Source organism: Nonomuraea sp. NPDC005983, assembly GCF_040614375.1.
Lineage (GTDB): Bacteria > Actinomycetota > Actinomycetes > Streptosporangiales > Streptosporangiaceae > Nonomuraea.
In genome coordinates this window covers 1-25,444 of record NZ_JBEXUP010000005.1, presented here as the reverse complement: position 1 = coordinate 25,444, position 25,444 = coordinate 1, and the positions used below count along the sequence as shown (strand labels likewise).

The window sequence follows — 25,444 nt, the reverse complement described above, 5'->3', positions numbered from 1 at the left end:
CCCTACCCCCCTACAGCATGAGGTGGAGCAGCGACGCCGAGGCCGCCGGTTCAGGCCAGGTGGGCGTGGAGGAAGTCGTTGGTGAACTTGCCGGCCGGGTCGTAGCGGCGGGTGAGGGCCGCGAAGCCGGCCAGCCGCTCGTACGCGGGCGTCCTGGTGAAGAGCTTCCCCCAGTGCGGCCGGGCCCCGTACGGCGCCAGCCGCTCCTCGACCAGCCGGATCACGGGCAGCACGGCGCCGGTGTCCTTCAGCCAGGTGAAGTGGAAGGCGGCGGAGTCCTGGCCGTAGCTCGGGCTCAGCCAGAGCCGGTCGGCGTCGACGGTGCGGAGCTCGCACACCTGCAGGACGGCCGCGATCCGGTCGCCGACCTCGACCAGCGCGCCGATCGCCTCCGTCGCCGACGCCCGGGGCACCATGAACTCCGACTGCAGCTCCTCCCCGTTGCTGGGGACGAACCCCGGCCGGAAGTGCGGCAGCCGCTCGTACCACGGCCCGGGCACGCCTCCCTGCTCGGTGCAGCTCGACGCGGACATGCCCGGCACGGGGTGACGCGGCCCTGACGCCGGTTCCGCCCCGAACCAAGTCCCCTCCGCGACAGGTTCCGTGGCCTTGACCCACACCTGGTCGATCGTGTCCGCGCGCCAGCCGGTGAACAGGCTCACGCTGTAGGCGGCGGACATGACGTCCTCGAACCGCCCGTCCAGCGCGAGGTGCTCGTACACGTGCTGCCGCACCTCGAAGGCGGGCACCAGGTCGAGGATCAGGCTGACGACGGCGCCCAGCGCCCCCAGCGACACCACCGCTCCGTCGAACCCGTCGTCGCCCCTGCGCAGGGTGACGAGGTCGCCGTCGGCGGTGACCAGTTCGATGGCCGACACGGCGGTGGCCAGGCTGGTGGTGCCGGAGCCGTGCGTCCCGGTGGCGACGGCTCCGGCGATCGAGATGTGCGGCAGCGAGGCCAGGTTGTGCAGGGCGAACCCGGCGGCGTGCAACCGCGGCCCGATCTCGGCGTAGCGCGTGGCCGCCGAGACCCGGACCGTCCGCGCGGCGCCGTCGATCTCCATCTCGGACGGCAGCGCGTCCAGCGAGAGCATCGTCGCGGCGTCGGCGAGCCGGTTGAAGGAGTGCCCGCTGCCGAGCACCCGCATCTTGTCGCTCCTGGTCACGACGGCGCGCAGCTCGTCCAGGGTGGTCGGTCGCAGCACCTCGCCGGCCAGGAACTCGACGTTCCCGGCCCAGTTCGTCGCCATCACCGCGCCCTCTGGATCACCACGACGAGGGGCGCGAGCTCGATCTCTCCGGCGACCGCCCTGCCGGTGAGCAGGTCCGTGCCCTCGCCGGCGACGGGCACCGTCGCGCTCAGCTCGGCGCTGTGGTTGAGCGGGAACGTGTAGTCGTGCCGGCCGTCGCCGCGGACCGACCGCATGAAGTTGGTCATGACCGGAATATCACCGCGAAACGAGCGGACCATGTCGCGTTGCAACACGTCGGTCGTCGCCGCATGATGGCGGCGCCAACCCACCCCAGCGGCTCGACCGGCACCCGGATCGAACTCGCCACCTCTCTCATCGTTAGGGGAAGCACGACGTGATGCGCGAACTGAACGAGGTCCCGGCCTTCCCAGGAGGCACTTCCGTCACCCGGCTGTCCGTCTACGCGGGCGCGTGCTCCGACGGGCTGCAGGGCGGCACGCCGCACATGCACACCGCCTCCACCGAGGCGTACGTCGTCATCGGCGGCCGGGGGGCGCTGCAGACCCTCGACATGAACGGCCTGCGCGAGACGGAGCTGGCCGCCGGATCGACGGTCTGGTTCACCCCCGGCACCATCCATCGCGCGATCAACCGCGGCGGGCTGGAGGTGGTCGTGGTGATGCAGAACGCCGGGCTGCCCGAGGCCGGCGACGCGGTCATGACGTTCCCTCCGGAGATCGTCGGCGACGCCGCGCGCTACCGCGAGGCCGCACTCCTGCCGGCCGGCGCGTCCGACGACGTGCTGGACGCGGCGGCCCGCCGGCGGCGTGACCTGGCCGTCGAGGGGTTCCTGGGGCTCGCCAGGAGTGCGGGCGAGGGCGATCTCGGCCCGCTCCAGCGCTTCTACGACAGCGCGGTCTCGCTGGTGCGTCCCGCCGTCGCGGGCTGGCGCCAGACGTGGGAGAAGACGGTCGCCCAGGAGACCCGCCACACCGCGGCCGTGCTCGACGCGCTGGAGCGCGGCGACGGGCAGCACCTCCGGCGTGGCGCGCTCCTGGAGTCGCCGCATAGCGCCGAGGCCCGCTGGGGCATGTGCGGCCGCCTGCGGACGCACGACGTCGCCCATCCCGTGGTGCACTCTTCGCTCGACCTGGGGGAATCGTCACCAGATGGAGGCATTCGCCCAACATAATCACGCTTATGGCAATTGACTGGAAATTGACGATTTTTGTGTCGATCCCTCCTTGCCGCTCACTCAGGCCGCAGTACATGCTGAAGCGAGACTTGTGCTGCGATCGGAGTGACAGCAGTGAACTTTGGTCTGCGCACGAAAACGGCGAGCCATGATGTCACGATCGCTGTCCGCGGCGAGGTCGACATCGCCAGCGAGCCGGAGCTGTGCGCCTGTTTGACGTCGGCCCTCGCCAGGCCGGGCACGTCGCTCGTCCTCGACCTCGGCGAGGTCACCTTCATGGACGCCCGCGGCCTGTCTGCGCTGGTCAGCGCCCGCTGCCTGGCCGAGCGGTCGTGCGGAACGGTGTGCCTGGCCAATGTCCCGCCCACCGTCACCCGGTTGCTGAAGATGACCGACCTCGACTCGGCCTTCACCATGATTGTGCAGCGATGATTTCTCGGAATTAAGTGACCCGATGTCCGCTTCGCCATTCGCCGAGGCGTCGGCTCACTCCCACGGTGAACTGCTCACTCTGGGAGTAGAAGAGGAGTTTCTCCTGCTGGACGCGGTCACCGGCGAAGTTGCCCCTGTAGCCCCCCAAGTACTGACCCTCCTCAGTGGTGAACCCGGCATCAAACACGAGTTCATGCGCTACCAGCTGGAAACCACCAGCGGCATCTGCACCACTCTGGACGAGGTCTACCGCGACATCACCCGGCTGCGCGAGATCGCCGCGGACGCCACGGCGCAGCTCGGCTACCTCCTGGTGGCGTCCGGGGTCGTCCCGCTGAGCGTGCCCGGCCTGTCGGCGCTCACCGACGACCCGCGCTACGACGAGCTGGCCCGGCGCTACCCGCTCCAGGCGGCGGGGTGCGGCACGTGCGCGTGCCACGTGCACATCGGCATCCCCTCGCGTGAACTCGGCGTGCAGGTGCTGGCCCGGCTCCGGCCCTGGCTGGCCACCCTGCTGGCACTCACCGCCAACTCCCCCATCGCGGACGGCCGCGACACCTCGTGGTCGAGCTGGCGCTACCGGCGCTGGCGCCAATGGCCGTCGGCGGTGCCGCCACGCGCCTGGCGCGACGTCCGCGCCTACGACGCCGCCGTGCACAACTTCATCCGCGGCGGCCGGGCCCTGGACGAACGCGGCATCTACTTCCACGCCCGCCTGTCTCCCCGCTACCCCACGGTGGAGGTGCGGATCATGGACGCCTGCCTCACCTCCGAGGACACGCTGCTGGCCGTCGCCCTCGTCCGAGGGCTCGTCGCCGCCGCGCTGGACGAGGCGCGCAAGGGCCTGCCCGTCGAACACTGCGGCAGGATCGCGGCCGGGCTCGCGTCCGCCGCCCACCACGGCCTCGACGGCGAGGTCAAAGACCCGCACACCGGATGCGCCCTGCGCCAGCGCGACCTGACGAACGCCCTGCTGAACCGCATCACCGACGCCGAGCCGGTGGCCCAGCTGCTGGACCGGCTGCACGCGCACGGCACCGGCGCCGCGCGGCAGCGCGCCATGTGGTCCAAGGCGGCGGAGCTGCGGGAGTTCACCCGGCTGCTGGCCGAGGCCACCCGAGCACGCTGACGAGCGGCTCCCCCTTTTCGGGTTCGAGGATCACGGGCTGGCGCAGATCATCTCCACGAAGTGGCCTACCGTCTCCTCGGGCAGATGCTTGGCCAGGTCGGCCTCGCTGATCAGGCCGACGAGCCGGTGGTTCTCTATGACCGGCAGGCGGCGGATCTTGTGCTCCTCCATCGCGACGAGCACCTGCTGGATGTCCGCGCTCCCGTCGACGGTGACCGGCTTGCCCTGGGCCAGGTCGGCCGCGGTCATCAACGCGGGATCGCCTCCGGCGGCGACGCACTTGAGCACGATGTCCCGGTCGGTGATGATGCCGTGCAGCCGGTCGTCGTCGCCGCAGATCGGCAGCGCGCCCACGTCCAGCTCGCGCATGCGCTGAGCGGCGAACATGAGGCTCTGGTGCTCACCGATGCACTCGACTCCCGCGTGCATGATTTCCCGTGCGGTGGTCACGATGATCTCCCCCTTCGAGCGAACTCGTCCCTTTCCACGCTGCCCCCGGGCAGGACGGCGAGCTAGGGCCGAAGGTCCTCACCCTCACCACCCGCCAGAGCCCCCACCTCCTGTCAGCGACGCCCCCGCCGGCCCTGGACGATGCTGATAACGGCTTGACGTTCATCAAGGGCTGTGGAGACTGATGCCATGATCAAGACCCTGTGCCCCGAGAACTACAACGAGGCGATCTACGTGGGGCACTTCTTCCGTACGGGCACCCCCGTGGTCATGGACCTCACCAAGCTGCCCGACAGTGAGGCCAAGCAGTTCGTGGACTTCGCGGCAGGCCTGGTGTTCGGCAGGCGCGGGAACATGGACCGCCTGTCGCCGAAGGTGTTCTTGCTGATGCCGTCCGGGATGTCCGCCCCGTCACCGGACGCCGACGAGGTGCGGTAGGCGACGGCGCTCAGCCGCGACCTGTCACGGAGATCCCCAGCAGGCCCTCAGTCGTCCCCACTTGGGCGTCCAGCGAGTTGAGTGCCGAGACGATCCGCGCGGCGCACGCCGTTTGTGTCAAATGTTCGATTAGCGCCGTTCTCCTGCGGGAATGGGGAGGGGACACGGGCTGTCGAACAGCACGTTAGGGGGGAGCAGGGCCGTGGACGGTTCCGGCGGCGACCCGCCGGATCGGCCGCCCGTCTCCGGGCACAGGTCCGCGCGGGAGGCCCCTCGGCCTTGCGGAACGCGTGTTCGGTCACGGAGTCGCCCAACCGGGTGAGCAGTTCCGGCGCGGTTCCGCGCCGAACGGTACGGTTCCGCCTCTGCCGGACTGGGCCATCCTGCGCCCCCGGCTGCTCGGACGTCTCCGCAAGGGCTCCCGTGGCCCCCTCACCGTGGTGACCGGCCCCCCGGGCTCGGGAAAGACCGTGACGGTCAACTCGTGGGCGGTCACCGAGACGCGCCCGTGCGTCCCCATCGTCTGGATGTCCGGCGACCGGACGCCGAGCACGCTGGACGGGCTGTGCGCCGGTCTGGCGGCGTGCCTGCCGCGTGCCGGCGTCGAGACCGGCACGGAGCAAGCGCGACCGGCGGACCTCACCTCGCTCCTGTCCGCGCTGGACACCCCCGTGGTCCTGGTGCTGGACGACTTCCGCCCCGAACCGGGCGCCGCGCTCGGCGACTTCGTCACCTACCTGCTGAAGCACGCCGGGCCCGGGCTCCGCATCGTCATCACGGGCCGCAGCGACCCCCCGATACCGCTGCGCCGTTACGCGCTGGCCGGTCAGCTCACCGAGATCCGGGCCGGTGACCTGGCGTTCAGCGAGCACGAGATCGCCGCGGTGCTGGCCCAGCACGGCGTCCGGCTCGGCCCGGCGTCGCTGCGGGCCCTCAGCGAGCGGACCGAAGGGTGGGCGGCCGGGGTGCGCCTCGCCGCGATGTCGATGGAGTCCCATCCCGACCCCGACGCGTTCGTCGAGGAGTTCGCCGGCGACGACCACGCGGTCGTCAGCTACCTCGTGGAGGAGGTGCTCGACGCCCAGCCGGCCGAGCTACGGCGCCTTCTGCTGTCGACCGGCGTCGTCGACCGCGTCAACGCCGAGCTGGCCGCGGAGCTGGCCGGTGACGAGGCCGGCCGTCACTTCACCGCGCTGGTCAGGCAGAACGCCTTCGTCGTGCCGCTGGGGCACGGCTGGTACCGCTACCACACGATGATCCGCGAGGCGTTCCGGCTCGTCCTCCGTCACGAGTCGCCCGCGGAGGCGTCCGAGCTGAACCGGCGGGCCGCGGCCTGGTTCGCCCGCGCGGGTCACCTGACCGAGGCGGTGCGGCAGGCCGCGGGTGGCGGGGACTGGCGGTACGCGTCCCGGCTGGTCGTCGACCGGCTCGCGATCGGACGGGTGCTCGGCCTGCGTCCGGCGGACCCGCTGGCAGACCTGCTCCGCGACCTGCCGTCCGACGTGGTGTTCGGCGCGCGCGAGCCGGACCCGGCCATCGTCGCCGCCGCCGCGAGCCTCGCCAGAGGCGACGACCGGGCAGCCGCGACCGCGCTCCAGCACGCCGAACGGGTCCTTGAGCACACCCCCGGCGAGCAGACGCACGCGCGACTGTGCGCCGCGCTCGTCCGCCTGGCCCGGTGCCGCTCCGCGGACTGCGCAGGGAACGGCGACCGGGCGGTGCCCGCGCTCCTGCTCGGCTTCCCGGAGCGGCTGCTGCACGACCATCCGGAGCTGCACGCGCTGCTGCTCTCCTCGCGTGCCGCTGCCCTCCTGCGCGATGGACGGCTGCGGGAGGCCGCGCGGCTCTTCGACGCGGCCCTCGCCGCGGCCACGGAGGCGGGCGGCGACTTCCAGCGCAGGTCCTGCCTGGGGCATCTGGCGCTCGTGGAGGCGCTGCTCGGCGGGTTCGCGCCGGCCGCCGAGCTCACTGGCCGGGCCGCGCAGCTCCCCGAGGTGTCGACGTCCCCCGCCGGGAGACGGGTCGCGGCGGCGCATCTGGCGGGCGCCTGGGTGCGGCTCGAACGCTACGAGCTCAAGGCGGCCCGCGACGAGCTGGACAGGGCCGCGCAGGCACTGCGGGAGTGCCCTGACACCTTGATGTCCATGGTGTACCAGCTGGTCGGCGCACGCGTGGAGATCGCGCGGGGCCGTCCGGATCGGGCCCTGGAACTGCTCGACACGACCGGTGCCGCCGTGCCGCGGTTGCCGTGGCTCGAACGCAGGTTGAGGCTGGTGGCCGCGGAAGCCCACCTGGCGCGGGGCGCCGCGGACGCCGCACGGATCGCCGCCCAACGGGCCGGAGGAACCGGAACACCCGGCTCGGCGGTGGCGCTGGCACGCGCCGAGCTGTGCCGCGGCCGGCCCGCCACCGCCGCGGGCATGGTCCGCCACGCCCTGGCCGAGTCGGTGGACGCGCCGGTCGATGTGCGCGTAGAAGCCTGGCTGTTCAACGCCTTCCTCTGCTACTCCGGTGCCGAGAAGAGCGCGTCGAACGGTCGCCGGTCCCTCGGACGGGCGCTGCGCCTCGCCGAGCGCGAGCAGATCCGGCTGCCGTTCGCGCTGTCCGGGGAGTGGCTGCGCGCGGTGCTGCGGCACGACCCGGAGCTGGCGCGCCCGTTCCACAGGCTCCTCGACCCGCTGCACCTCGGCGACGGACCGGCGGGCACCGACGGGACGGAGATCGTCGCCGCCGTCGAGAGGCTCAGCGCGCGCGAGCTGGACGTGCTGCGACTGCTCGCCCGGATGATGAGCACCGAGGAGATCGCCGACGACCTGTGCCTGTCGGTCAACACGATCAAGACGCACCTGAGGAGCATCTACCAGAAACTGGGAGTGACCCGCAGGACCGAGGCCGTGCGGCGGGCCCGGCACCTGTCGCTCCTCGGAGACTGAGGCCCCTCCCGGTCAACGCGGCAGGTCGCGCGGGAACCGGCGCACCTCGACGAGCTCCAGGCCGAGGGCCTGAATCCGCTCCAGGACGCTGTACAGGGCCGCTTGGTCGAGATCCGCGCCCCAGACGACCGTCTCGACCGGGTTCACGGTGACGGCGAGCCCCCCGAAAGCGTCCCGGAACGACGCGCTGACGCGGCCCCGGATTCTGATCTCGTAGCCGTGGCACTGCGGGGGGTGGGTCGTCGACCTGCGCCCTGGCGCTGAGGTCATCTGTCCTCCCTGGATCGAGTCACCGGCTCCCTCACCGGCGACAGTACGGGGATCCGGGCGGGGAAAACTCGCCCGCCGCGGGTGATCCCCCGCTGCTCGCGCGGCCGGACGATGAAGCTCCAGAACCGCGGGGTCGCGGCCGTGCCGACCGGCACGACGCGACACACGACGACAGGAGCGACCATGGACTATCCGCTGCTGAACGTCCTCCTGACCATGATGTGGTTCTTCCTCTGGGTGGTCTGGTTCATGCTGCTCTTCCGCGTCATCGCCGACATCTTCCACGACGACTCGATGGGCGGCTGGGCCAAGGCCGGCTGGACGATCTTCGCCATCATCCTGCCGTTCCTCGGCGTCCTCATCTACCTGATCGTGCGAGGCAAGCAGATGGGCGAGCGGGAGATCGCCTGGGCCCGCGGGAGCGAAGCCCGCTACTACGCGGCCGCCGGTGAGGTCACCCGGCCCACCGATCAGGCCGACCAGCTCACCCGACTCGCCGAGCTCAAGAACCACGGCGACCTCACCCAGGAGGAGTACGAGCGCGCCAAGGCCAAGGTCCTCGTCTAGCCGGACGGAGCACCCCTCGGCACCGGCACGTCGCCAGGGCTGCTCGCAGGCGCGTGTGCCGTCTCGTGAGGCCGGTGGCGGACTCTGGCACGATGGCGGGGTGCACGTTGGCCGTCCTGCCGTACGCGCGCTGCGCGCCGCAGCGTTCACGGCCATCTGCGTCCTGGCCTCGGCGACGCTGCACGTGCTGGTCGGCGGTGCCGCGATAGGGACCGGCACGCTGGCCGCGGCGGTGGCGGCGACCTGGGCCGGCGCGTACTGCCTGGGCGGTCGCCAGCGCGGCTGGCCGGAGCTGCTGGCCCTGTGCGGGCTGTCACAGTACGGCCTGCACCAGCTGTTCGGTGCCCAGGAGTACCCCGCTGCCGCCCTGATGATCCCCGTGTCGAGCGAGCCGGTCGGTCACCAGCACGGCATCGGGCCGGGCATGGTGCTGATCCACCTGGTGGTGGCGCTCTGTTCGAGCTGGTGGCTGGTGCGCGGCGAAGTGGCGCTGGCGGCGCTGCTGCACCTGAGCGCCGCGCGGGTGGCCGGCGTCCGGGCCCTGCTGTCGGCCATGCCGGCCGTGCCGGCCGCCCTGTCCGCCGGCGAGCGTCCCCGCCTGCCGCTGGTCCGGACGGGGACCGCGCGCCGCGTCCCCGCCCTGCTGGCTCCGGTCATCTCGCGCCGAGGGCCGCCCCCACGCCTCGCCCGCGGCTGAGACAGTGCGCGGGCCCCGCAAGGCCTCTTACTCCTGCGCCTGCTCCCACCATGTGAACGCGCCCCCGGACGCGCCGACGATCGCCACACCAACCGGCAGCCCGCGGCGGCGCTGGCCGCGCTGACCACAGCCGCCCGCCTCAGCGCCGGGCGCGAACAACGTCAAGAGCGGCCCTGCGCTGACGACGCACAGCGCGGCCGACGGCGTGGCGGACAGGCATCTCCTCATCACCCGGCATACCGCCGGGCCCGACAATCTTCGGAGTCCCCCTTGACTCGCTTGCCCACCTTCATCCGCCGAGCCGCCGCGTCGGCCGTCGGCGCCGCCCTCGTGGTGCTGATGACCGCCCCCGCCGCGCTGGCACACGACCGTCTCAAGGACAGCTCGCCCGCCAACAACGCCAAACTGGCGCATCTGGAGACGATTGAGCTCGAGTTCACGTCCCGCATGACCCTGCCCACCGTCGTCCTCGACGGTCCGAACGGTAAGCAGGTCCCGCTCGACAAGCCGCGCAGCGAGGGCAGCAAGGTGTTCGCCAGGCCGTCCGAGGCGCTGGAGCCGGGCCGCTACCGGATCGCCTGGCGGGTGGTCTCGTCCGACGGCCATCCCATCGACGGCGAGATCTCCTTCACCATCACCGCCCCGGCCCCCTCACCGTCCCCCAGCCCCAGCACGACGGCCACGGCACCGGCCACCGCCTCCAGCACCGCTGACGCGGAACCCGCGTCGCAACCCGCGGAGTCGCCCTCATCGGCCGCGGCCACCCAGAGCGCCGACAGTTCCGGCGTGCCCGGATGGCTGTGGATCGCCCTGGCGGTGCTTGTCGCCGCCGGAGCAGCCGTGCTGCTGGCAGCCCGCCGCAAGCGCGACTCCAGCTGAAAGACCGCGCCGCAGCGGCCGGCCGGTCCGCAGCGCACAACCCGGCCGGACGGGCTGCCGAGGCGCCAGTCCGGCCGGGCCGGAGCGGATCATCGCCTGAATCCCGCCTCGACGAGCCGCTCCCGGCGCTCCTTCGACCGGGGTCTCCGCATGGCTCGCCAGCACGGGGGGCATCGCTGCTCTACAAACCACCGCGTCGCTCAGGCCGCCCGAGGATGAAATGGATTCCTGGTGGAGGGCGGCTGACGTGGTCTTGGACCCGCCTCGCTGGTGGAAACTGAGCTTGTACGAGACCGGCGCGACAAGCCTGCGGGAGATCGCGGTCGAGATCGGGCCGAACCGGCGAACCGTCACCAAGTACCTGATAGGCCGCCGGTGCCGAGTTAGGCTTTCAGACGGGGGACACGGACCGGCTGGTTCGACAGGACTTCGTGTTGAAGGCGCTGCAGCTGGGTCGAGGGTTCCAGGCCGAGTTCCGTGTGGAGGGTGGATCGGATTTCCTGGTAGGCCAGCAAGGCGTCACTTCGGCGACCGGCGTGATTCAATGCGGAAATCAGCTGCTCGTGCAGCCATTCATTGAATGGGTACTCCGCTATCAGTTCGCGCAGCTCGCCGATGAGTTCCACGTGCCGGCCCAATTGACCGTCCGCCTGAATGTGGAGTTCGATGGCGCGCAGGCGTTGTTCCATCAGGCTTTGCGCGTGCGTCGCCAGAATGGCGCCTTGTGGGACATTCGCCAGTGGTAAGTCGGTCCACAAATTCAGCGCTTGGTTCAATATTGGCGCCGCCTCTGCGGGGCGGCCTTGCCCCAGGTGGGTGCGGCCCTGGGTGACGAGGGCGTCGAACTTATCGGCGTCCAGGGCGCCGGGCGGGAGGCGCAGCATGTAGCCGGGCCACTTGGTGACGAGGACCTCCTCGTCGGCGCCGGAGCGGTCGCGGTCGATCAGCTTGCGTACCTGGTAGATGTAGGTCTGGGTGGTGGTGACCGCCGTTCTGGCGGGGTTGTCGCCCCACAGCTCCTCTACCAGGGTCTCGATCGGGACGACGCGGTTGGCGCGCAGCAGGAGCAGCGCCAGCACGCGCAGGACTTTGGGCGGCGTGGGTGTGCATACGCGGCCGTTATCAAGGACTTCCAGTGCCCCCAGCACTTTGAACTCCAGCATTTTTTACCTACCCCGTTGAATTTTACCTACCCCGTTGAGTGCGGATCGAAGCGCATGGTGATGGACGAGGGCAAGCCCCCGCCCATCTTCGATTTGGTATGGGAGTTTGACTCAGAATAAACAGACTCGGCAAGAAATGGCAACGGGTCCCAGAATCACGCGACGAGGACCAGTGCGGCGTTGAAGCCGCCGAATCCGCGAGCCACCACCAGGGCTGTGCGCACGGGCCGTTCGCGTGGTTGGCCGAGGACGAGGTCGAGACCGAGAGAGCGCACGGGGTCCGTCGTCCCCACTGTCTGCGGAATCACACCGTCCCGCATGCTCAGCAACGCGGTGGCGACGTCCAAGGCGGCGCCTCCCGCATAAAGGCGGCCGGTCATGGTTTTGGGCGCTGTTACCGGCACTTTGTGGTGACCGAAAATGGACACCAAAGCCTCCGCCTCCAGGCGGTCGGCTGACGGCAGGCCCATGGCGTCGGCGAAGACGACGTCGATCTCGTCAGGTCGCACCCCCGCGTCCGCGAGGGCGAGGGCGATGGCGCGGGCGAGCGTGGGTGGGCGGTTGCGCTCCACCGGCGGGTCGAAGGTGGCGGCGTACCCCGCAATGTGGCCATAAGTCGGGCGGGATGGGGCCGGGTCCTTCTCAACGACGAACATCGCGCCGCCTTCTCCCGGCACGTAGCCACACGCCTCCGTGTCGAACGGGACGTAGGCGCGGGCCGGGTCGTGACGCGTGCTCAGGCCCCTGCTCGACAGCTGAGCCACCAGGCCGTACGGGCACAGCGACGCGTCGGTGCCACCGACCAGTGCCAGGCGCGCCCCTGAGCGCATCATCCGGCGGGCCTGGCCGACGGCGTCCAGTCCGCCCGCCTGCTCGGTCGCGATGGCCGCGCACGGACCCCGCATGCCGTTGCGGATGGAGATCTGGCCCGTCGAGGCCGCGTAGAACCAGGCGATCGACTGGTAGGCGCCCACGTGGTCCGGGCCCTTGCCCCAGAGGCCCGTCATCTCCTTCTGGCCGAACTCGGTCCCGCCGGACGAGCTGGCGGTGACGACCGTCATCTCGTACTCGGGGAGCGAAGCCGGCGAGACTCCGGCATCCACAAGCGCGTTGTCAGCGGCCACCAGCCCCATGTGCGTCCAGTGGTCGGTCTGGGTGGTGATCCTGCTGGGCAGGTGGTCGCGCGCGGTGAAGCCGCGCACCTCACCGGCCAGCCGCACCGGGTAGGAAGCGGGGTCGAACCTGGTGATCGGGCCGATACCGCTGCGGCCGGAGAGCGTGGCCGCCCAGTACTCCTCCGTAGTGGCGCCGTTCGGCGCGACCACGCCGAGGCCCGTGACGCCGAACCGATCCCTCACGAATCTCCCTTCTCGTGCTTGGCGAGCACCATGGCGGTCTGGAACCCCCCGAACCCGCTGCCGACGCTCAGCACCACGTCGGTCTCGTGGTCGCGCGCGGTCAGCGGCACGTAGTCCAGGTCGCACTCGGGATCGGGGTGGTGCAGATTCGCCGTGGGCGGGACGATCTGGTGCTCGATCGCGAGGGCGGAGGCGGCGACCTCGATGGCGCCGATCGCGCCGAGCGAGTGTCCGACCATCGACTTGATCGAGCTGACCGGCACGTCGTAGGCGTGCGGTCCGAGGCTGCGCTTGAAGGCGGCGGTCTCGTGCCGGTCGTTCTGCTTGGTTCCCGAGCCGTGGGCGTTGATGTAGTCCACGTCGGTCGGGTCGAGTCCGGCCTCGTCCAGGGCGACGGTGATGGCCTCGGCCATCTCCCTGCCGTCGGGCTTGAGGCCGGTCATGTGGAAGGCGTTGCTGCGCGCCGCATATCCCGAAATTTCGGCGTAAATATGTGCGCCGCGCGCCCGTGCCGCCTCCAACTCCTCCAACACGAGTACGGCGGCGCCCTCCCCCAGCACGAACCCGGACCGCGTCCGGTCAAAAGGCCGGGACGCGGCAGACGGATCACTGGTGTCAGCCGTCGTTGCCTTGATGGCATCGAAACAGGCGACGGTGATCGGCGAGACCGGCGCGTCGGTAGCCCCGGCGACCGCCACGTCCACCGTCCCCTCGGCCACCAGCTGTGCCCCGTACCCGACGGCATCCAGCCCAGACGTGCACCCGTTGGACACGAGCTGCACCGGCCCCTCGGCCCCACTCTCCCAGGCGACCTCGACGGCCAGCGTGCTGGGCACCATGTGCCCGTACAGGTGCGGCACGCCGTACTCATGATCGAGCAGCCACCGCTTGCCGGCGTCGCTGAGCACGACGTACTCCTCCTCCAAGCTGACCGTGCACCCAACGGCGCTGCCGAGGCTGACCCCGATCCGGCTGGGGTCGACCCCGTCGATCCCGCTGTCGGCGAGCGCCTCGCGGGCACTGACGACGGCGAATTGCGCGGCACGGTCCATTCTGCGCACCTGGCGGGCGGTGAGCCCGGCTGCGGCGGGGTCGAAGTCGACCTCGGCGGCCAGCGGCGAACGAAAGGCGCCGGCGTCGAACGCCTGGATGAGCCGGGTGGCCGAGCGCCCGGCGGTGAGCATCTCCCACGTGGCCTTGGTACCCACGCCGCCCGGCGTGACCATGCCGATCCCGGTGATGACGACGCGGCGTCTCACAGCCGCGCTCCGCCGACCTGAGGCGAGGACTCGTGCGCGTGCGGCAGCTCCTCGGTGTCGACGTGGCCGAGTTCGGGCCGGGGCGCGAGCGGGCTGAGGTGGAAGACCGCCTCGCCCTCCTCGGTATCGGTGTTGACCAGGCGATGCCGGGCGCCGATCGGCACCATGAGCGCGTCGCCGGGGCCGAGCTCCACGTGTTCGTCCTCGACATGCATGGTCAGCGTGCCGCGTACGACGTAGAGGAACTCCTCCGAGTGCGGATGGTAGTGCTCGGCGACGTACTCGCCGGGCTTGAGCGTGAGCACGCCCATGAAGCCCGAGGTGCTCTGCACGGTTTTCGGGCTGAGCAGGACCCGGATGTCGCCGCCTCTACGCCGGTTGGGGACGACCTCGCTAGCGGTGATCTTCATGTCCGCAACCCTGCCAAAGGGTGTTGGTGCGGGCTTCCAGGCTCCGTCGAGAGGCGCTGAAGGGGACTTACAGTGTCGGTATGATCCGCCGAATCCCGAAGGACGCCATGCTGGTGGCGGGGGTCATCGCGATCACCCTGGGCGGCACCGTCCTCATCTCCAGCGAGTCGCCGCCCGGTCCGCTGCCGCTGTGGCTGGGCTTCGTCCTGCTCGCCGTGACGTCGTTGCCCCTGCTGGTCCGGCAGACCAGGCCGGTGGCGACGGTCGTGGCCGTGGTAACAGGTGCACTGCTCTACCAGGCTCTCGACTTCCCGGGTGGCGCTTCGACGATTCCACCGGCGATCGCGTTGTTCACCGCGTTGACCGTTGGCTACCGCGTCCTGGCGGTCTCCGCGACGCTGGTGTGGGTGGCGGGGACGCTGGCGCTGGGCTGGGTCGGCACGCGACCGCCGGGCGTGCAGGGCACGATCTGGTTCGTGACCAGCCTGGTGGCGATCATCATCTTGGGTGAGATGTCCCGCCACCGCCGCGAGCAGCTGATCGCCGAGCGCGAGCGGGTGACGCAGGCCGAGCGCGCCCGCGAGGAGGAGGCCAAGCGCCGGGTCACCGAGGAGCGGCTGCGCATCGCCCGCGAGCTGCACGACCTGCTGGCCCACAGCATCTCGGTGATCAACTTGCAGGCGGGCGTCTCGGAGCACCTCATCGACCGCGACCCCGAGCAGGCGCGCCGGGCGCTCGGCGACATCCGCCGGGTGAGCAAGGAGGTCCTGGTCGAGCTGCGCGGCGCGCTCGGGGTGCTGCGCGACGCGGGCGAGGGCGAGGAGCCGCTCGCGCCCACCCCAGGCATGGACCGTCTTCCCGAGCTGGTACGGCGGGCGAAGACGGGCGGCATCGAGGTGGTGCTCGACCTGCCGGAGGACAGCCAGGAGCTGCCCAAGAGCGTCGATCTCGCCGTTTACCGTATCGTGCAAGAGGCGTTGACCAATATCATCAAGCACGCCCGAGCCGCCCGCGCCGAGGTGTCGATCCGCAGGGAGGCGGGCGACTTGCTGATCGAGGTGCGCGACGACGGCGTCGGCTGGGAAGAGGGGACGTCGGGGGAGGGGAACGGCCTGGTGGGCATGCGCGAGCGGGCGATGTCGCTGAACGGCTCCTTCGCTGCGGGTCTGGCCCCCGAGGGCGGCTTCCGAGTGGAGGCCAGGCTGCCCGTAAGGGGGCTGGCGGCGTGATCAAGGTGGTGCTGGCCGACGATCAGCCGCTGATCAGGGCGGGCCTGCGCGCGCTGCTCCACTTCGAGCCGGACATCGAGGTGGTGGGCGAGGCCGACAACGGCCGCCACGCCGTGGAGCTGGCCACAACCCTCAAACCGGACATCGTCCTGATGGACGTGCGCATGCCGGACATGGACGGCATCGAGGCCACCCGCCGTATCGCCGAGACCCCCCGCCTGGACGGCGTGCGCGTGGTCATCCTGACCACGTTCGAGCTGGACGAGTACGTCTTCAAGAGCCTGCGCGCCGGCGCCAGCGGCTTCCTCGTCAAGGACACCGAGCCGGCGATGCTGCTGCAGGCGATCCGGGTGGTGGTCGAGGGCGACGCGCTGCTGACCCCCGGCGTGACCAGGCGCCTCATCGACGAGTACGCCGCCAAGTCCACCGACGACCGCCCGACCCCCGAGCTGGACGTGCTGACCGACCGCGAACGCGAGGTGGTGGCGCTGGTCGCGGCGGGCCTGTCCAACAAGGAGATCGCCGAGCGCATGGTCGTCAGCCCGGCGACCGCGAAGACGCACGTCAGCCGGGCCATGGTCAAGCTCGGGGCGCGCGACCGGGCCCAGCTCGTGGTGATCGCTTTCGAGTCCGGCTTGGTCACGCCCCGCAAACGGCGCTGAGCCTCACCACGTCACGGGCAGCTCGGGCAGGCCGCGGATGAGATGCCCGCCCTGCGCACGCAGCTCCTCCACAGGTACGGCCGGCCGTACGGAAGGCAGCCCCCGCAGCAGCCCGGCCACGGCCAGCTCCAGCTCCATCCGGGCCAGGCGCGCCCCCAGGCAGTAGTGCATCCCGTGCCCGAAGGTCAGGTGCGGATTGTCCGCGCGCCCGATGTCGAAGACGTCGGGGTCGTGGAAGACGCTTGGGTCCCGGTTGGCCGCCGAGATGGCCGGGAGCAACGCCTCACCCGCCGTGATGGTGACATTTCCGAGTTTGACGTCTTCGGTGGCCACCCGGAGCAACCCGCCACCCGTGGTCAGCGCGTTGTACCGCAGCAGCTCGTCCACCGCGGACGGCAGCAACCCGGGATCGGCGCGCAACCGCTCCAGCTCGGCCGGATGCCGGAAGAGGACCAGGAACGACAGCGCGATCTCGCTGGCCGTGCTGAGGAACCCGCCGGTCAGCACCGTAGCGCCCAGCATGACCAGCTCCTCCTCGCTGAGCCGGTCACCCGAGTCGCGCATCTCGATGAGCTCGCTGACGAGGTCGTCACGCGGCTTTGAACGCCGTGAAGCGATCAGCCCGGACAGGTACTCCTTCAGCTCCGCCCGCGTGGCCGCCACCTTCTCCGGCGGGTACTGCGTGAGGCTGAGCAGGATGTCCACGAACCCGGCGATCGTGTCCCGGTCGCTCGCGGGCACCCCGAGCAGCTCGCAGATGACCGTGATCGGCAGCCGCCTGGCGAACGTCGAGACCAGGTCGGCGGGCGGCCCCGCCTCCTTCAGCGCGGCCACGAGCAGGTCCACCTCACGCTCGATGACCGGCCGCAACGCCGCGGTCCTGCGGTTGTTGAAGGCCGGTGACACCAGCCGCCGCAGCCGCGTGTGCTCGGGCGGATCCATGCTGAACATCGAGTTCGGATCCGGCGGGATGGGCTGCAGGCGGGGCGCGCCGGGCAGCGTCGTGGCCGCGCGGCTGAAGCGCTGGTCGCCCATCACCGTCTTGTTGTCGTCGTAGGTGGTGACCAGCCAGGCGGTGTCACCGGTCGGGAAGGTCACCTTGCTGACCGGCTCCTCCCGCCTGAGCTGGTCGAACTCGGGCGCCGGCTCGCCGGGCACTCGGGGGACGAAGGGGAATCTGCGCATGCCCCAGCCATACCGGGCCGCCGTCGAGCGCGTGTTGAGCGGCGCTGGAGACGACTCGGGCACCAAGACGCCACAAACCCGGCACAAGATCCGGGTGCCAGCATCGCTGCCGACGGACCGGCCTCCGAGCGACGGGAGTAGATGCCCATGGCGCCTTCGCTGCTTCCCTGGCGGCAGCCGCGCTGGTTCAGCACGCTGTTCATGACCGACCTGTGGGAGCGATTCAGCTTCTTCGGGATGATGGCCATCCTCTTCCTCTACGCCACCAGCCCCGGCGGGCTCGCCATGCCGCCGGGCAGCGCGGGCGCGCTGGTCGGCCTGTACATCTCGCTCACGTTCGTGGCGTCGGTGCCCGGCGGCTGGCTGGGCGACCGGGTCTTCGGGCCGCAGCGCGCGGTCCTGACTGGCGCGGTGCTCATCGCCTGCGGCCACCTGACGCTGGTGATCCCGGTTGAGCCGACGTTCTACCTCGGCATCGCGCTGATCGCCGCGGGCACCGGCCTGCTCAAGCCCAACCTGTCGGCTCTGCTCGGCGCGTTCTACCCACCCGGGCAGGCGGCCGAGCGGGAGGCGGCCTTCTCCGTGTTCTTCGTCAGCATCCAGCTCGGCGCGCTGCTCGCGCCCCTGGTCACCGGCTTCGTCGGGGAGAGCGTGGACTGGCACCTCGGCTTCGGCACCGCAGCGGTCGGCATGGGCGTCGGCATCGCCGTCTTCGCCCGGGGGCGCAAGCACCTGGGGGAGATCGGCCGCACGCCCAGCCATCCCGCGGACCCGGCCACGCTCCGGCGCCTGCGGCTCTGGGGTTCGGTCGTGAGCGCCGTCGTGGCGGCGGGGTTGATCGCCGCCGCCCTCAACGGCGTGCTGCGGGTCGAGCTGCTCGTGGCCGTGGTGGGTCTGCTGGTGCTCGTCGCGCCGCTGCCGTGCTCACGGGTGATCAGCAAGGGGGCGTCGGCGGAGGAGAGGGTACGGCTGCGCGCCTACGCCTGGGTCTTCTTCACCACGATCGTGCTGTTCCTGCTCGTCAGCCAGAGCAACTCGGTGCTCAACCACTTCGCCGCGGTCTCGACCGACCGGCAGGTGGGCTCCTTCCTGATCCCGGCCAGCTGGTTCAACTCGTTGCACCCGTTGTTCGTGCTGCTGGTCGCGCCGGTGCTGGCCCGGGTGTGGAGCGGGCCGGCGGGGCGACTGACCGTACCGGTGAAGCTGGCGGCGGGGCTGGTGATCGCGGCCGTCAGCTTCCTGCTCATGGTCTTCGCCGTGCAGAGCCCGGCGGCCTCGCCGCTGTGGCTGGTAGCGGTCTACCTGACGCTGTCGACCGGCGAGCTGATCATCGGCACGGTCGGGCTCGGGGTGACCGCCCAGGTCGCGCCGCCCGGAGCCACCAGCCAGCTCATGGGCCTGTGGTGGCTGGCCGGCGCGGTGGGCGCCGTCATCGGCGGCCAGCTCGCCCGTCTCGCCATGCCGGGCGCGGGCCCAGGCGCCGGCGGCGAGCAAGGCCCTGCCACGGCCGAGCCCCTGTACTTCCTCGCGCTCACGATCCTGCCCCTTCTGGTCGCGGCCGTGCTCGTGCTGGCCCGCGCCCGCATCGCCGCCCGGCTGCGTCCGGGCCCCAAGAATCCGTCCTTCCAGCTCACCACCGATGGAGGTCCCCAATGACCAGCGAGATGACCGCGCCTGCCGTCAGCGCAGAGCCGCTGTGGCGGCTGGGCACGGCCTACTTCAGCCGCAAGACGGTGCTGACCGCGGCCGAGTTCGGCGTCTTCACCACCCTGTCCGGCGCGCCCGCCTCGGCCGACGAGCTGGCCGAGCGGCTGGAGCTGCACCCGCGCGGCGCCCGCGACTTCTTCGACACGCTCGTCGCGCTCGGCATGCTGACCCGCGAGGGCGAGCTCTACCACAACACGCCGCTGGCCGAGCACTACCTCAACGCCGAGCGCGCCTCCTACGTGGGCGCCTTCCTCAGCACCGCCGACGCCCGCTGGGACAAGCTCGTCGACGCGCTGAAGACCGGCGATCCGCAGAACCGGTGGGGCGCGGGCGCGCAGATGTTCACCGAGCAGTACCGCACCACCGCGGCCTGGCGGAACTTCACCGCCGGCATGGACTACCTCAACGGCATGATCGGCCCGGTGCTCGCCGAGGCGTTCGACTGGTCCACGGTGCGCTCGTTCGTGGACGTCGGCGGCGCGCGCGGCAACCTGGCCGCCGCCATCCTGCGGGCGCACCCGGACATCGAGGCGGGCGTTCTCGATCTACCGGACGTCGCGCCGGTCTTCGAGGAGCACATGGCCGAGCTCGGCCTCACCGGGAAGATCACCTTCCACCCGGGCAACTTCTTCGAGAACCCGATGCCGGACGCGCAGGCGCTGGTGATGAGCCACGTCCTGCACGACTGGGGAGTGGAGGAACGCGAGCAGCTCGTGGCCGCCGCCTACCGGGCGCTGCCCTCCGGCGGCATCCTGCTCATCGTCGACCCGATGATCGACGACGACCGTCAGGGCCCGGCCGGGGCGCTGCTGACCAGCCTCAACATGCTCATGGTCACCCCGCACGGCTCGGAGTACACGCGGGCCGACTGCCGCTCGTGGCTGGAGAGGGCCGGGTTCACCGGCTTGACCGAGACCGACCTCGGCACCCACAACACCCTCATCACCGCCCGCAAGTCATGACCGAGACCGAGGTTCTGATCGTCGGCGGCGGCGTGGTCGGCCTGTCGGCCGCCGCCCTCCTGTCCTGGCACGGCGTCTCCTGCCGGCTGGTCGAGCGCCGCGCCGACCTGTCCATCCATCCCCGGGCCCGCGGCTTCAACCCACGCGCGGTCGAGTTGCTGCGGCAGATCGGCCTGGAGCCCGAGGTGCTGAAGGCCAGCGAAGGCTTCGCCGGGCACACGATGCGCGCCCGCGTAGAGAGCCTGACCGGCAAGGAGCTCTTCCGCGCCGACCTACCCACCGCCACCGACCTCGACCGGCTCAGCCCCTCGCCGTGGGCGCTGTGCAGCCAGGACCGGCTGGAGCCGCTGCTGCGCGCGCACGCCGCCAAGCTGGGCGCGGACCTGGCCTTCGGCGTCGAGCTGACCGCCTTCGAGCAGGACGCCGACGGCGTCACCGCCACCGTGCGCAGCCGCGCCGACGGCTCGACCGAGCGCATCAGGGCCACGTACCTGATCGGCGCCGACGGCGTGCGCAGCCGGGTCAGGCAGCGGCTGGGCATCGCGCTCAAGGGCACGCCCGCGCTGCTGCGCCAGCTCAGCATCGTCTTCAAGGCCGACCTGCGCGAGCACCTCGGCGATCGTCGCTTCGCCATCTGCCAGGTGGTCAACGACACCGTCGAGGGGTTGCTCGTCCACGACGACACGCTCACGCAGGGCACGCTCTACATCCAGTACGACCCGGCCAAGGGGCAGAACTCGGCCGACTACCCGTGGCCGCGCTGCGAGCAACTGGTCAGGGCGGCTATCGGCGTGCCCGATCTGCCGGTGCGGATCCTCGACACCCAGTCGTGGGAGCTGTCCGCGCTGACCGCGACCGGGTACGGCGAGGGCCGCGTGTTCCTCGCCGGGGACGCGGTGCACGTGATGCCGCCGGTCGGCGGCTTCGGGGCCAGCACCGGGATCCAGGACGCGCACAACCTGGCCTGGAAGCTGGCGTACGTGCTGCGCGGGAAGGCCGGGGTGGAACTGCTGGACAGCTACGAGGCCGAGCGGGCGCCGGTGGCGGAGTTCACCGTGGAGCAGTGTCTGAAGCGGGTGACCTCGGGGACCGGGTTCGGTCGCCCGCCGGCGGACGCCGGGCTGGTGGACGATCTGACGCTCACGCTGGGGTTCCGCTACACGGCGGGGGATCCGTCCACGCCGTCGGGGGAGCCGGGGACCAGGGCGCCGCATGTGCCGCTGGCTGACGGCAGATCGACGCTGGACCTGTTCGGGCGGGAGATGTGCCTGCTGGCGGGTGCAGGGTGGCGCGCAGCCGTACCGGATGTGGAGACGCACGTCATGACCGAGCCCGAGTGGGCGGCGCGTTACGGCGTGAGCGATGACGGCGCGGTGCTGGTCAGGCCCGACGGAATCGTGGCCTGGCGTGGAAACGCCCCCGCGGAGCTGCCAGGCGTGCTCGCGCGGGCCCTGTGCCGGGACACGGGGTGAATGGCGTGATCATGCGCTTCTTGGAGGAGATCGCCAGATCCGGCGTCTTCTGGATCTGGACACCGGTGCCGGAGGACGAGAAGTGAGCCGCCAGAGCGTGGCGCTGCCGCTGGTCGCGGTCGCGCTGGCACAGTTCCTGGCGATGGTGGACCTCAACATCACCGCCACCGCCCTGCCCGCCATCGTCGGCGAGTTCGGCCGGCTCGACCTGTTCGCCTGGGTCACCACCGGCGCCGTGCTCGCCTCCACCGTCACCACCCCGCTCTACGGCAAGCTCAGTGACGTCCTCGGCCGCAAGCAGGTGTTCATCCTGGCGCTGGGCCTGCTGACCGCCGGGTCCGTGCTGTGCGCCCTGGCCCAGTCGATGCCCCAGCTCGTGCTCTTCCGCATCGTGCAAGGCGTCGGCGCGGGCGGCCTGATGGTCTCGGCGATGGCCATCTACGCCGAGCTGCTCACCCCCGAGCAGCGCATGCGCTCGCAGATCTGGTTCGCCACCACGCTGAACGCCTCGGCGGCGATCAGTCCCTTCCTGGGCGGCGTCATCACCGACTGGATCGGCTGGCGCTGGACGTTCTGGCTGAGCGTGCCGGTCGCGCTGCTCGCGGTCGCGCTGCTCGCCGGGACCAAGCTGCTGCCGCGGCCCGGCGCGCCGGGCCGCATCGACTACCTGGGCGCGGCGCTGCTCGGCGGCGTCTGCACCTGCCTGGTGCTGGTCAGCAGTTGGGCCGGGGTGACCCACGCGTGGGGCTCGCCGGTCATCGTCGGCCTCGGCGCGGCGGCAGCGGTGCTGGTGATCGCCTGGCTGCGGGTGGAGCGCCGTGCCGAGCAGCCGATCATCCCGCTGCGGTTGTTCCGCGACCCGGTGCTCGTCGTGGCCAACGCGCAGGGCTTCGTCACCGGCCTGACGATGTTCGCCGCGGTCACGTTCCTGCCGCTGCTCATGGTGGCGCGCGGCGAGACGGCCACCGGCGCCGGGCTGGCGCTGATCCCGCTGACGGCGGGCTCGCTGATCGTCTCGCTGGGCGGCAGCCCGCTCATGGCGCGCGCCGGGCGGCCGCAGGTGTTCGCCGTGCTCGGCGGCCTCCTGCTGGTCGGCGGGCTGGCCGGGCTGGCGGTGACGAGCGGGCAGGCCATGACGGTCTGCGCGATCGTCTTCGGCATCGGGCTGGCGTTGATCTTCCAGGTCTACTCGGTGGCGGTCATGAACCACGCGCCCCGCCGCGACCTGGGCTCGGCGATCGGGCTGCAGTCGCTCAGCCGCCAGCTCGGCGGCACGCTGGGGCTGGCCGCGCTCAGCAGCGTCTTCCGCTCGCGGCTGGCCGAGGAGCTGACCGCCCGCGTGCCCGAGCACCTGCGAGCCCAGGCCACCGCCGCCGCGGGCGACCCGGAGACGGTCAGCGCCCTGCCCGAGACGCTGCGCGCGGCGGTCACCGGCGGCTACGGCGCGGCACTCACGCTCACCCTGCTCATCGCCGCCGCCTGTGCGGCCGCCGGGCTGCTCGCTGCCCTCCTGCTGCGACTTACACCACCACCGTTGAAAGGGAGCGACCATGATCGTGTTCACACTGGACGACCTGCGGCGCATCATGAGGGAGGCGGCCGGTGAAGGAGAGTCCGTCGACCTGGACGGCGACATCCTCGACACGCCCTTCGCCGACCTGGACTACGACTCGCTGGCCGTACTGGAGATGACCGTGCGCGTCGAGCGCGAGTTCGGCGTCAAACTGGGCGACGACGAGGTCGGTGGCGTCAAGCTGCCGCGCGAGTTCATCGAGCTCGTCAACGACCGCCTACAGCCGGGGGAGTAGACCAACCGCCCGACTGCGTCCGCTGGCGTAGGCGGGCACCCTCCCGCCGGCGGACGCCCCTTCCGACCTGGACTGACAGGCTGGTGAACCATGGACAACCTGCTGGTGTCGAGGCTGCAGTTCGCGACGACCACCTCGATCCACTTCCTCTTCGTCACGCTGACGCTGGGGCTGGTGTTGTTCGTCGCGGGCATGCAGACCGCGTACACGATCACCGGGAACCCGGTCTATCGCCGCATGACGAAGTTCTGGGGCAAGATCTACGTGGTCAACTACGCGGTCGGCATCGTCACGGGCCTCGTGATGGAGTTCCAGTTCGGGCTGAACTGGAGCGGGCTGTCGAAGGTGACGGGCAACGTCTTCGGCGTGCCGCTGGCCCTGGAGACGCTCATCGCCTTCTTCGCCGAGGCCACCTTCCTCGGCATGTGGATCTTCGGCTGGGACCGCATCCGCAGGAGCGTCCATCTGGCGCTGATCTGGCTGGTGGCGCTCACCGCCTACGCCTCGACGTTCTGGATCATGGTGGCCAACGCGTTCCTGCACCACCCTGTGGGCTTCGAGATGCGCGGCGACCAGGCCTATCTCACCGACTTCTCCGCGCTGCTGACCAACAGCAGCCTCATCAACACGCTCCTGCACGTGCTCTCCGCCGCCGTGCTGGCCGGTGGGCTGTTCGTGGCGGGCGTGAGCGCGTGGCACTTCATCAAGCGCACGCAGGAGGTGGACCTCTTCCGCCGCTCGATGCGCTGGGGGCTGATCGTCGCCCCGATCGGCGCGTTCTCGATCATCCACTGGGGCTTCCTGCAGGAGGTGGTGATCGAGCAGACGCAGCCGGCCAAGCTGGCGCAGATGTATCAGGAGCCGGACCGGATCGCCGCCGCGCAGCAGGCCATGGCCCAGCAGTTCGGGCCCGGTGACTGGGCGCCGCCGTCGTGGATCGCGGTGCCGTACCAGATCATGATGAACAGTGCGTTCGTGATGGCGCTCATCCTGCTCATCTGCCTGATCCTGCTGATCCGCAACTGGGTGGTGCGGCTGCGCGTGCCGCTGTATGTGCTGGTGGTCATGGTGCCGCTGCCGTTCGTGGCGGTGATCGCCGGCTGGCTGGTGCGCGAGGTCGGCCGCCAGCCGTGGACCGTCTACGGCCTGCTCACCACCGAGAACGCCGTCTCCGACCTCCCGGCCGCCGTCGTGCTGCTGTCCTTCGTCGGGTTCACGCTGGTGCTCGGCACGCTGGCGGTCGTGGACTACATGCTGATCGCGCGTTTCATCCGCAAAGGCCCGGACGATGAGCTGTTCGGCTCCACCCTCGAGCGCGCTGCCGCTGAGCGACCGGCCGCCCACAGCTTCTGAAGGAGAAGATCATGGACCTCCTCTGGCCGATCCTGCTGGGCCTGCTGTTCGCCGGATACTTCGTGGTGGACGGCTTCGACATCGGCTCGGGCCTGCTGCTGCGCCGCCTGGGCCGCTCCGAATACGAACGGCGCGCCGTGCTGACCTCCATCGGCCCGTTCTTCCTCGGCAACGAGGTGTGGCTGGTCGCCGTCGGCGGCGTGCTGGCCGGAGCCTTCCCGCTGATGAAGGATCACCTGCTGGGCGGGCTCTACCTGCTGATCGTGGCCGGGCTGCTCATCTGGGTGGTGCGTGACGCGGCCATCTGGTTCCGCAGCCGCCGCCCGTCGCCGCGCTGGCGCTCCGGCTGGGACGCGGTACTCGGAGGCTCCAGCGGGGTGTTCGCGGTCTTCTGGGGGCTCCTGGTCGGCGCGCTGCTGACCGGCCCGCCGCCGCTGACCGACCGCTGGCTCACGGCCGGGATCAACGCGGCCGTGTGGGCGGTGGCGATGGTGCTGGTCTTCACCACCCACGGCGCCGTCTTCCTGGCCGTCCGCCTGCCCGCCGACCTGGCCGTCCGCGCCGCCGCCACGGCCACGCGGTTGTCGCGGCCCGCCGCCGGACTGCTCGCGCTCGCCGCGCTCGCCCAAGTGCTCCTGTCCGGCGCGAGCCTGACCGCCGGGGCGCCCATGGTCGCGCTTGGCCTGCTCGCCG

27 protein-coding genes are annotated in these 25,444 nt (G+C 71.0%); 17 read left to right on the top strand and 10 right to left on the bottom strand.

Annotated elements, in window-relative coordinates:
* Positions 1-50: 50 nt before the first annotated feature.
* Together ABZ297_RS04225 and ABZ297_RS04220 are read right to left on the bottom strand one after the other, a co-directional pair.
* A complete protein-coding gene (locus ABZ297_RS04225) occupies positions 51-1,250 on the bottom strand; it encodes an FAD-binding protein (protein WP_355339115.1) in 1,200 nt (399 codons plus the stop codon).
* Positions 1,250-1,438, bottom strand: coding sequence for a Beta-galactosidase C-terminal domain (locus tag ABZ297_RS04220; RefSeq protein ID WP_355339112.1), 189 nt, complete (start codon positions 1,436-1,438; stop codon positions 1,250-1,252). The genes ABZ297_RS04225 and ABZ297_RS04220 overlap by 1 nt, the downstream gene beginning before the upstream one ends.
* A gap of 152 nt (positions 1,439-1,590) precedes the next feature.
* Between ABZ297_RS04220 and ABZ297_RS04215 the strand changes: the two genes are divergently transcribed.
* From ABZ297_RS04215 to ABZ297_RS04205, 3 genes are all read left to right on the top strand, one after another.
* Complete coding sequence (locus ABZ297_RS04215) at positions 1,591-2,385, top strand: cupin domain-containing protein (protein ID WP_355339109.1); 795 nt, start codon at positions 1,591-1,593, stop codon at positions 2,383-2,385.
* Positions 2,386-2,502: 117 nt separating this feature from the next.
* Positions 2,503-2,820, top strand: a complete 318-nt coding sequence (locus ABZ297_RS04210) for an STAS domain-containing protein (protein WP_355339106.1) — start codon at positions 2,503-2,505, stop codon at positions 2,818-2,820.
* Between the two features lie 22 nt (positions 2,821-2,842).
* Positions 2,843-3,949, top strand: coding sequence for a YbdK family carboxylate-amine ligase (locus ABZ297_RS04205; RefSeq protein WP_355339103.1), 1,107 nt, complete (start codon positions 2,843-2,845; stop codon positions 3,947-3,949).
* Positions 3,950-3,979: 30 nt separating this feature from the next.
* On the opposite strand, the gene ABZ297_RS04200 is transcribed toward ABZ297_RS04205, so the two are convergent.
* Positions 3,980-4,399 carry a CBS domain-containing protein gene (locus ABZ297_RS04200; RefSeq protein WP_355339100.1) on the bottom strand — a complete coding sequence of 140 codons (420 nt, stop codon included), beginning with the start codon at positions 4,397-4,399 and terminating at the stop codon, positions 3,980-3,982.
* Between the two features lie 189 nt (positions 4,400-4,588).
* On the opposite strand from ABZ297_RS04200, the gene ABZ297_RS04195 reads away from it, so the two are divergent.
* Together ABZ297_RS04195 and ABZ297_RS04190 are read left to right on the top strand one after the other, a co-directional pair.
* Positions 4,589-4,837, top strand: coding sequence for a cell division protein SepF (locus ABZ297_RS04195; protein WP_350811752.1), 249 nt, complete (start codon positions 4,589-4,591; stop codon positions 4,835-4,837).
* A 440-nt stretch (positions 4,838-5,277) separates the two neighbouring features.
* Complete coding sequence (locus tag ABZ297_RS04190; protein WP_355339096.1) at positions 5,278-7,770, top strand: LuxR C-terminal-related transcriptional regulator; 2,493 nt, start codon at positions 5,278-5,280, stop codon at positions 7,768-7,770.
* 12 nt (positions 7,771-7,782) lie between these two features.
* Here ABZ297_RS04190 and ABZ297_RS04185 read toward each other — a convergent pair whose 3' ends face one another.
* Positions 7,783-8,040 carry a hypothetical protein gene (locus tag ABZ297_RS04185; protein WP_355339093.1) on the bottom strand — a complete coding sequence of 86 codons (258 nt, stop codon included), beginning with the start codon at positions 8,038-8,040 and terminating at the stop codon, positions 7,783-7,785.
* A gap of 183 nt (positions 8,041-8,223) precedes the next feature.
* Here ABZ297_RS04185 and ABZ297_RS04180 point away from each other — a divergent pair, with 183 nt between their 5' ends.
* On the top strand, positions 8,224-8,607 hold the full coding sequence (locus tag ABZ297_RS04180; protein ID WP_355339090.1) for an SHOCT domain-containing protein: 384 nt from the start codon (positions 8,224-8,226) through the stop codon (positions 8,605-8,607).
* A gap of 100 nt (positions 8,608-8,707) precedes the next feature.
* The gene (locus tag ABZ297_RS04175; protein ID WP_355339087.1) at positions 8,708-9,304 is read left to right on the top strand and encodes a hypothetical protein; all 597 of its coding nucleotides are present in this window, start codon (positions 8,708-8,710) and stop codon (positions 9,302-9,304) included.
* A 27-nt stretch (positions 9,305-9,331) separates the two neighbouring features.
* Here ABZ297_RS04175 and ABZ297_RS04170 read toward each other — a convergent pair whose 3' ends face one another.
* Complete coding sequence (locus tag ABZ297_RS04170) at positions 9,332-9,532, bottom strand: hypothetical protein (protein WP_355339084.1); 201 nt, start codon at positions 9,530-9,532, stop codon at positions 9,332-9,334.
* 42 nt (positions 9,533-9,574) lie between these two features.
* On the opposite strand from ABZ297_RS04170, the gene ABZ297_RS04165 reads away from it, so the two are divergent.
* The gene (locus tag ABZ297_RS04165) at positions 9,575-10,183 is read left to right on the top strand and encodes a copper resistance protein CopC (protein ID WP_355339081.1); all 609 of its coding nucleotides are present in this window, start codon (positions 9,575-9,577) and stop codon (positions 10,181-10,183) included.
* A gap of 383 nt (positions 10,184-10,566) precedes the next feature.
* Here the strand turns inward: ABZ297_RS04165 and ABZ297_RS04160 are convergent, their stop codons facing one another.
* The 4 genes from ABZ297_RS04160 to ABZ297_RS04145 form a co-directional block, all read right to left on the bottom strand.
* Complete coding sequence (locus ABZ297_RS04160; RefSeq protein WP_350811758.1) at positions 10,567-11,346, bottom strand: AfsR/SARP family transcriptional regulator; 780 nt, start codon at positions 11,344-11,346, stop codon at positions 10,567-10,569.
* Positions 11,347-11,501: 155 nt separating this feature from the next.
* A complete protein-coding gene (locus ABZ297_RS04155) occupies positions 11,502-12,704 on the bottom strand; it encodes a ketosynthase chain-length factor (protein WP_355339078.1) in 1,203 nt (400 codons plus the stop codon).
* A complete protein-coding gene (locus tag ABZ297_RS04150) occupies positions 12,701-13,963 on the bottom strand; it encodes a beta-ketoacyl-[acyl-carrier-protein] synthase family protein (RefSeq protein WP_355339075.1) in 1,263 nt (420 codons plus the stop codon). Before ABZ297_RS04150 ends, ABZ297_RS04155 begins: the two co-directional genes overlap by 4 nt.
* On the bottom strand, positions 13,960-14,373 hold the full coding sequence (locus ABZ297_RS04145; protein ID WP_350811761.1) for a cupin domain-containing protein: 414 nt from the start codon (positions 14,371-14,373) through the stop codon (positions 13,960-13,962). The genes ABZ297_RS04150 and ABZ297_RS04145 overlap by 4 nt, the downstream gene beginning before the upstream one ends.
* Positions 14,374-14,453: 80 nt before the next feature.
* On the opposite strand from ABZ297_RS04145, the gene ABZ297_RS04140 reads away from it, so the two are divergent.
* Both ABZ297_RS04140 and ABZ297_RS04135 read left to right on the top strand, forming a co-directional pair.
* A complete protein-coding gene (locus ABZ297_RS04140) occupies positions 14,454-15,602 on the top strand; it encodes a sensor histidine kinase (protein ID WP_355339071.1) in 1,149 nt (382 codons plus the stop codon).
* On the top strand, positions 15,599-16,264 hold the full coding sequence (locus ABZ297_RS04135; RefSeq protein ID WP_350811763.1) for a response regulator transcription factor: 666 nt from the start codon (positions 15,599-15,601) through the stop codon (positions 16,262-16,264). The genes ABZ297_RS04140 and ABZ297_RS04135 overlap by 4 nt, the downstream gene beginning before the upstream one ends.
* Positions 16,265-16,267: 3 nt before the next feature.
* On the opposite strand, the gene ABZ297_RS04130 is transcribed toward ABZ297_RS04135, so the two are convergent.
* Positions 16,268-17,449, bottom strand: coding sequence for a cytochrome P450 (locus ABZ297_RS04130; RefSeq protein WP_355339068.1), 1,182 nt, complete (start codon positions 17,447-17,449; stop codon positions 16,268-16,270).
* A gap of 147 nt (positions 17,450-17,596) precedes the next feature.
* Here ABZ297_RS04130 and ABZ297_RS04125 point away from each other — a divergent pair, with 147 nt between their 5' ends.
* The 7 genes from ABZ297_RS04125 to ABZ297_RS04095 all read left to right on the top strand — a co-directional run.
* On the top strand, positions 17,597-19,105 hold the full coding sequence (locus ABZ297_RS04125) for a peptide MFS transporter (protein WP_355339065.1): 1,509 nt from the start codon (positions 17,597-17,599) through the stop codon (positions 19,103-19,105).
* Positions 19,102-20,118: a methyltransferase gene (locus ABZ297_RS04120; protein ID WP_355339063.1), complete on the top strand. Its 1,017-nt coding sequence runs from the start codon at positions 19,102-19,104 to the stop codon at positions 20,116-20,118. The genes ABZ297_RS04125 and ABZ297_RS04120 overlap by 4 nt, the downstream gene beginning before the upstream one ends.
* On the top strand, positions 20,115-21,590 hold the full coding sequence (locus ABZ297_RS04115) for an FAD-dependent monooxygenase (protein ID WP_355339060.1): 1,476 nt from the start codon (positions 20,115-20,117) through the stop codon (positions 21,588-21,590). The genes ABZ297_RS04120 and ABZ297_RS04115 overlap by 4 nt, the downstream gene beginning before the upstream one ends.
* Before the next feature lie 82 nt (positions 21,591-21,672).
* Positions 21,673-23,196, top strand: a complete 1,524-nt coding sequence (locus tag ABZ297_RS04110; protein WP_355339057.1) for an MFS transporter — start codon at positions 21,673-21,675, stop codon at positions 23,194-23,196.
* Positions 23,141-23,398: an acyl carrier protein gene (locus ABZ297_RS04105; protein WP_350811769.1), complete on the top strand. Its 258-nt coding sequence runs from the start codon at positions 23,141-23,143 to the stop codon at positions 23,396-23,398. The genes ABZ297_RS04110 and ABZ297_RS04105 overlap by 56 nt, the downstream gene beginning before the upstream one ends.
* A gap of 90 nt (positions 23,399-23,488) precedes the next feature.
* Entirely contained in the window at positions 23,489-24,751 is a 1,263-nt protein-coding gene (locus ABZ297_RS04100) for a cytochrome ubiquinol oxidase subunit I (protein ID WP_355339053.1), read from the top strand.
* An 11-nt stretch (positions 24,752-24,762) separates the two neighbouring features.
* The coding region (locus tag ABZ297_RS04095; protein ID WP_355339050.1) for a cytochrome d ubiquinol oxidase subunit II at positions 24,763-25,444 on the top strand (682 nt) is incomplete at its 3' end.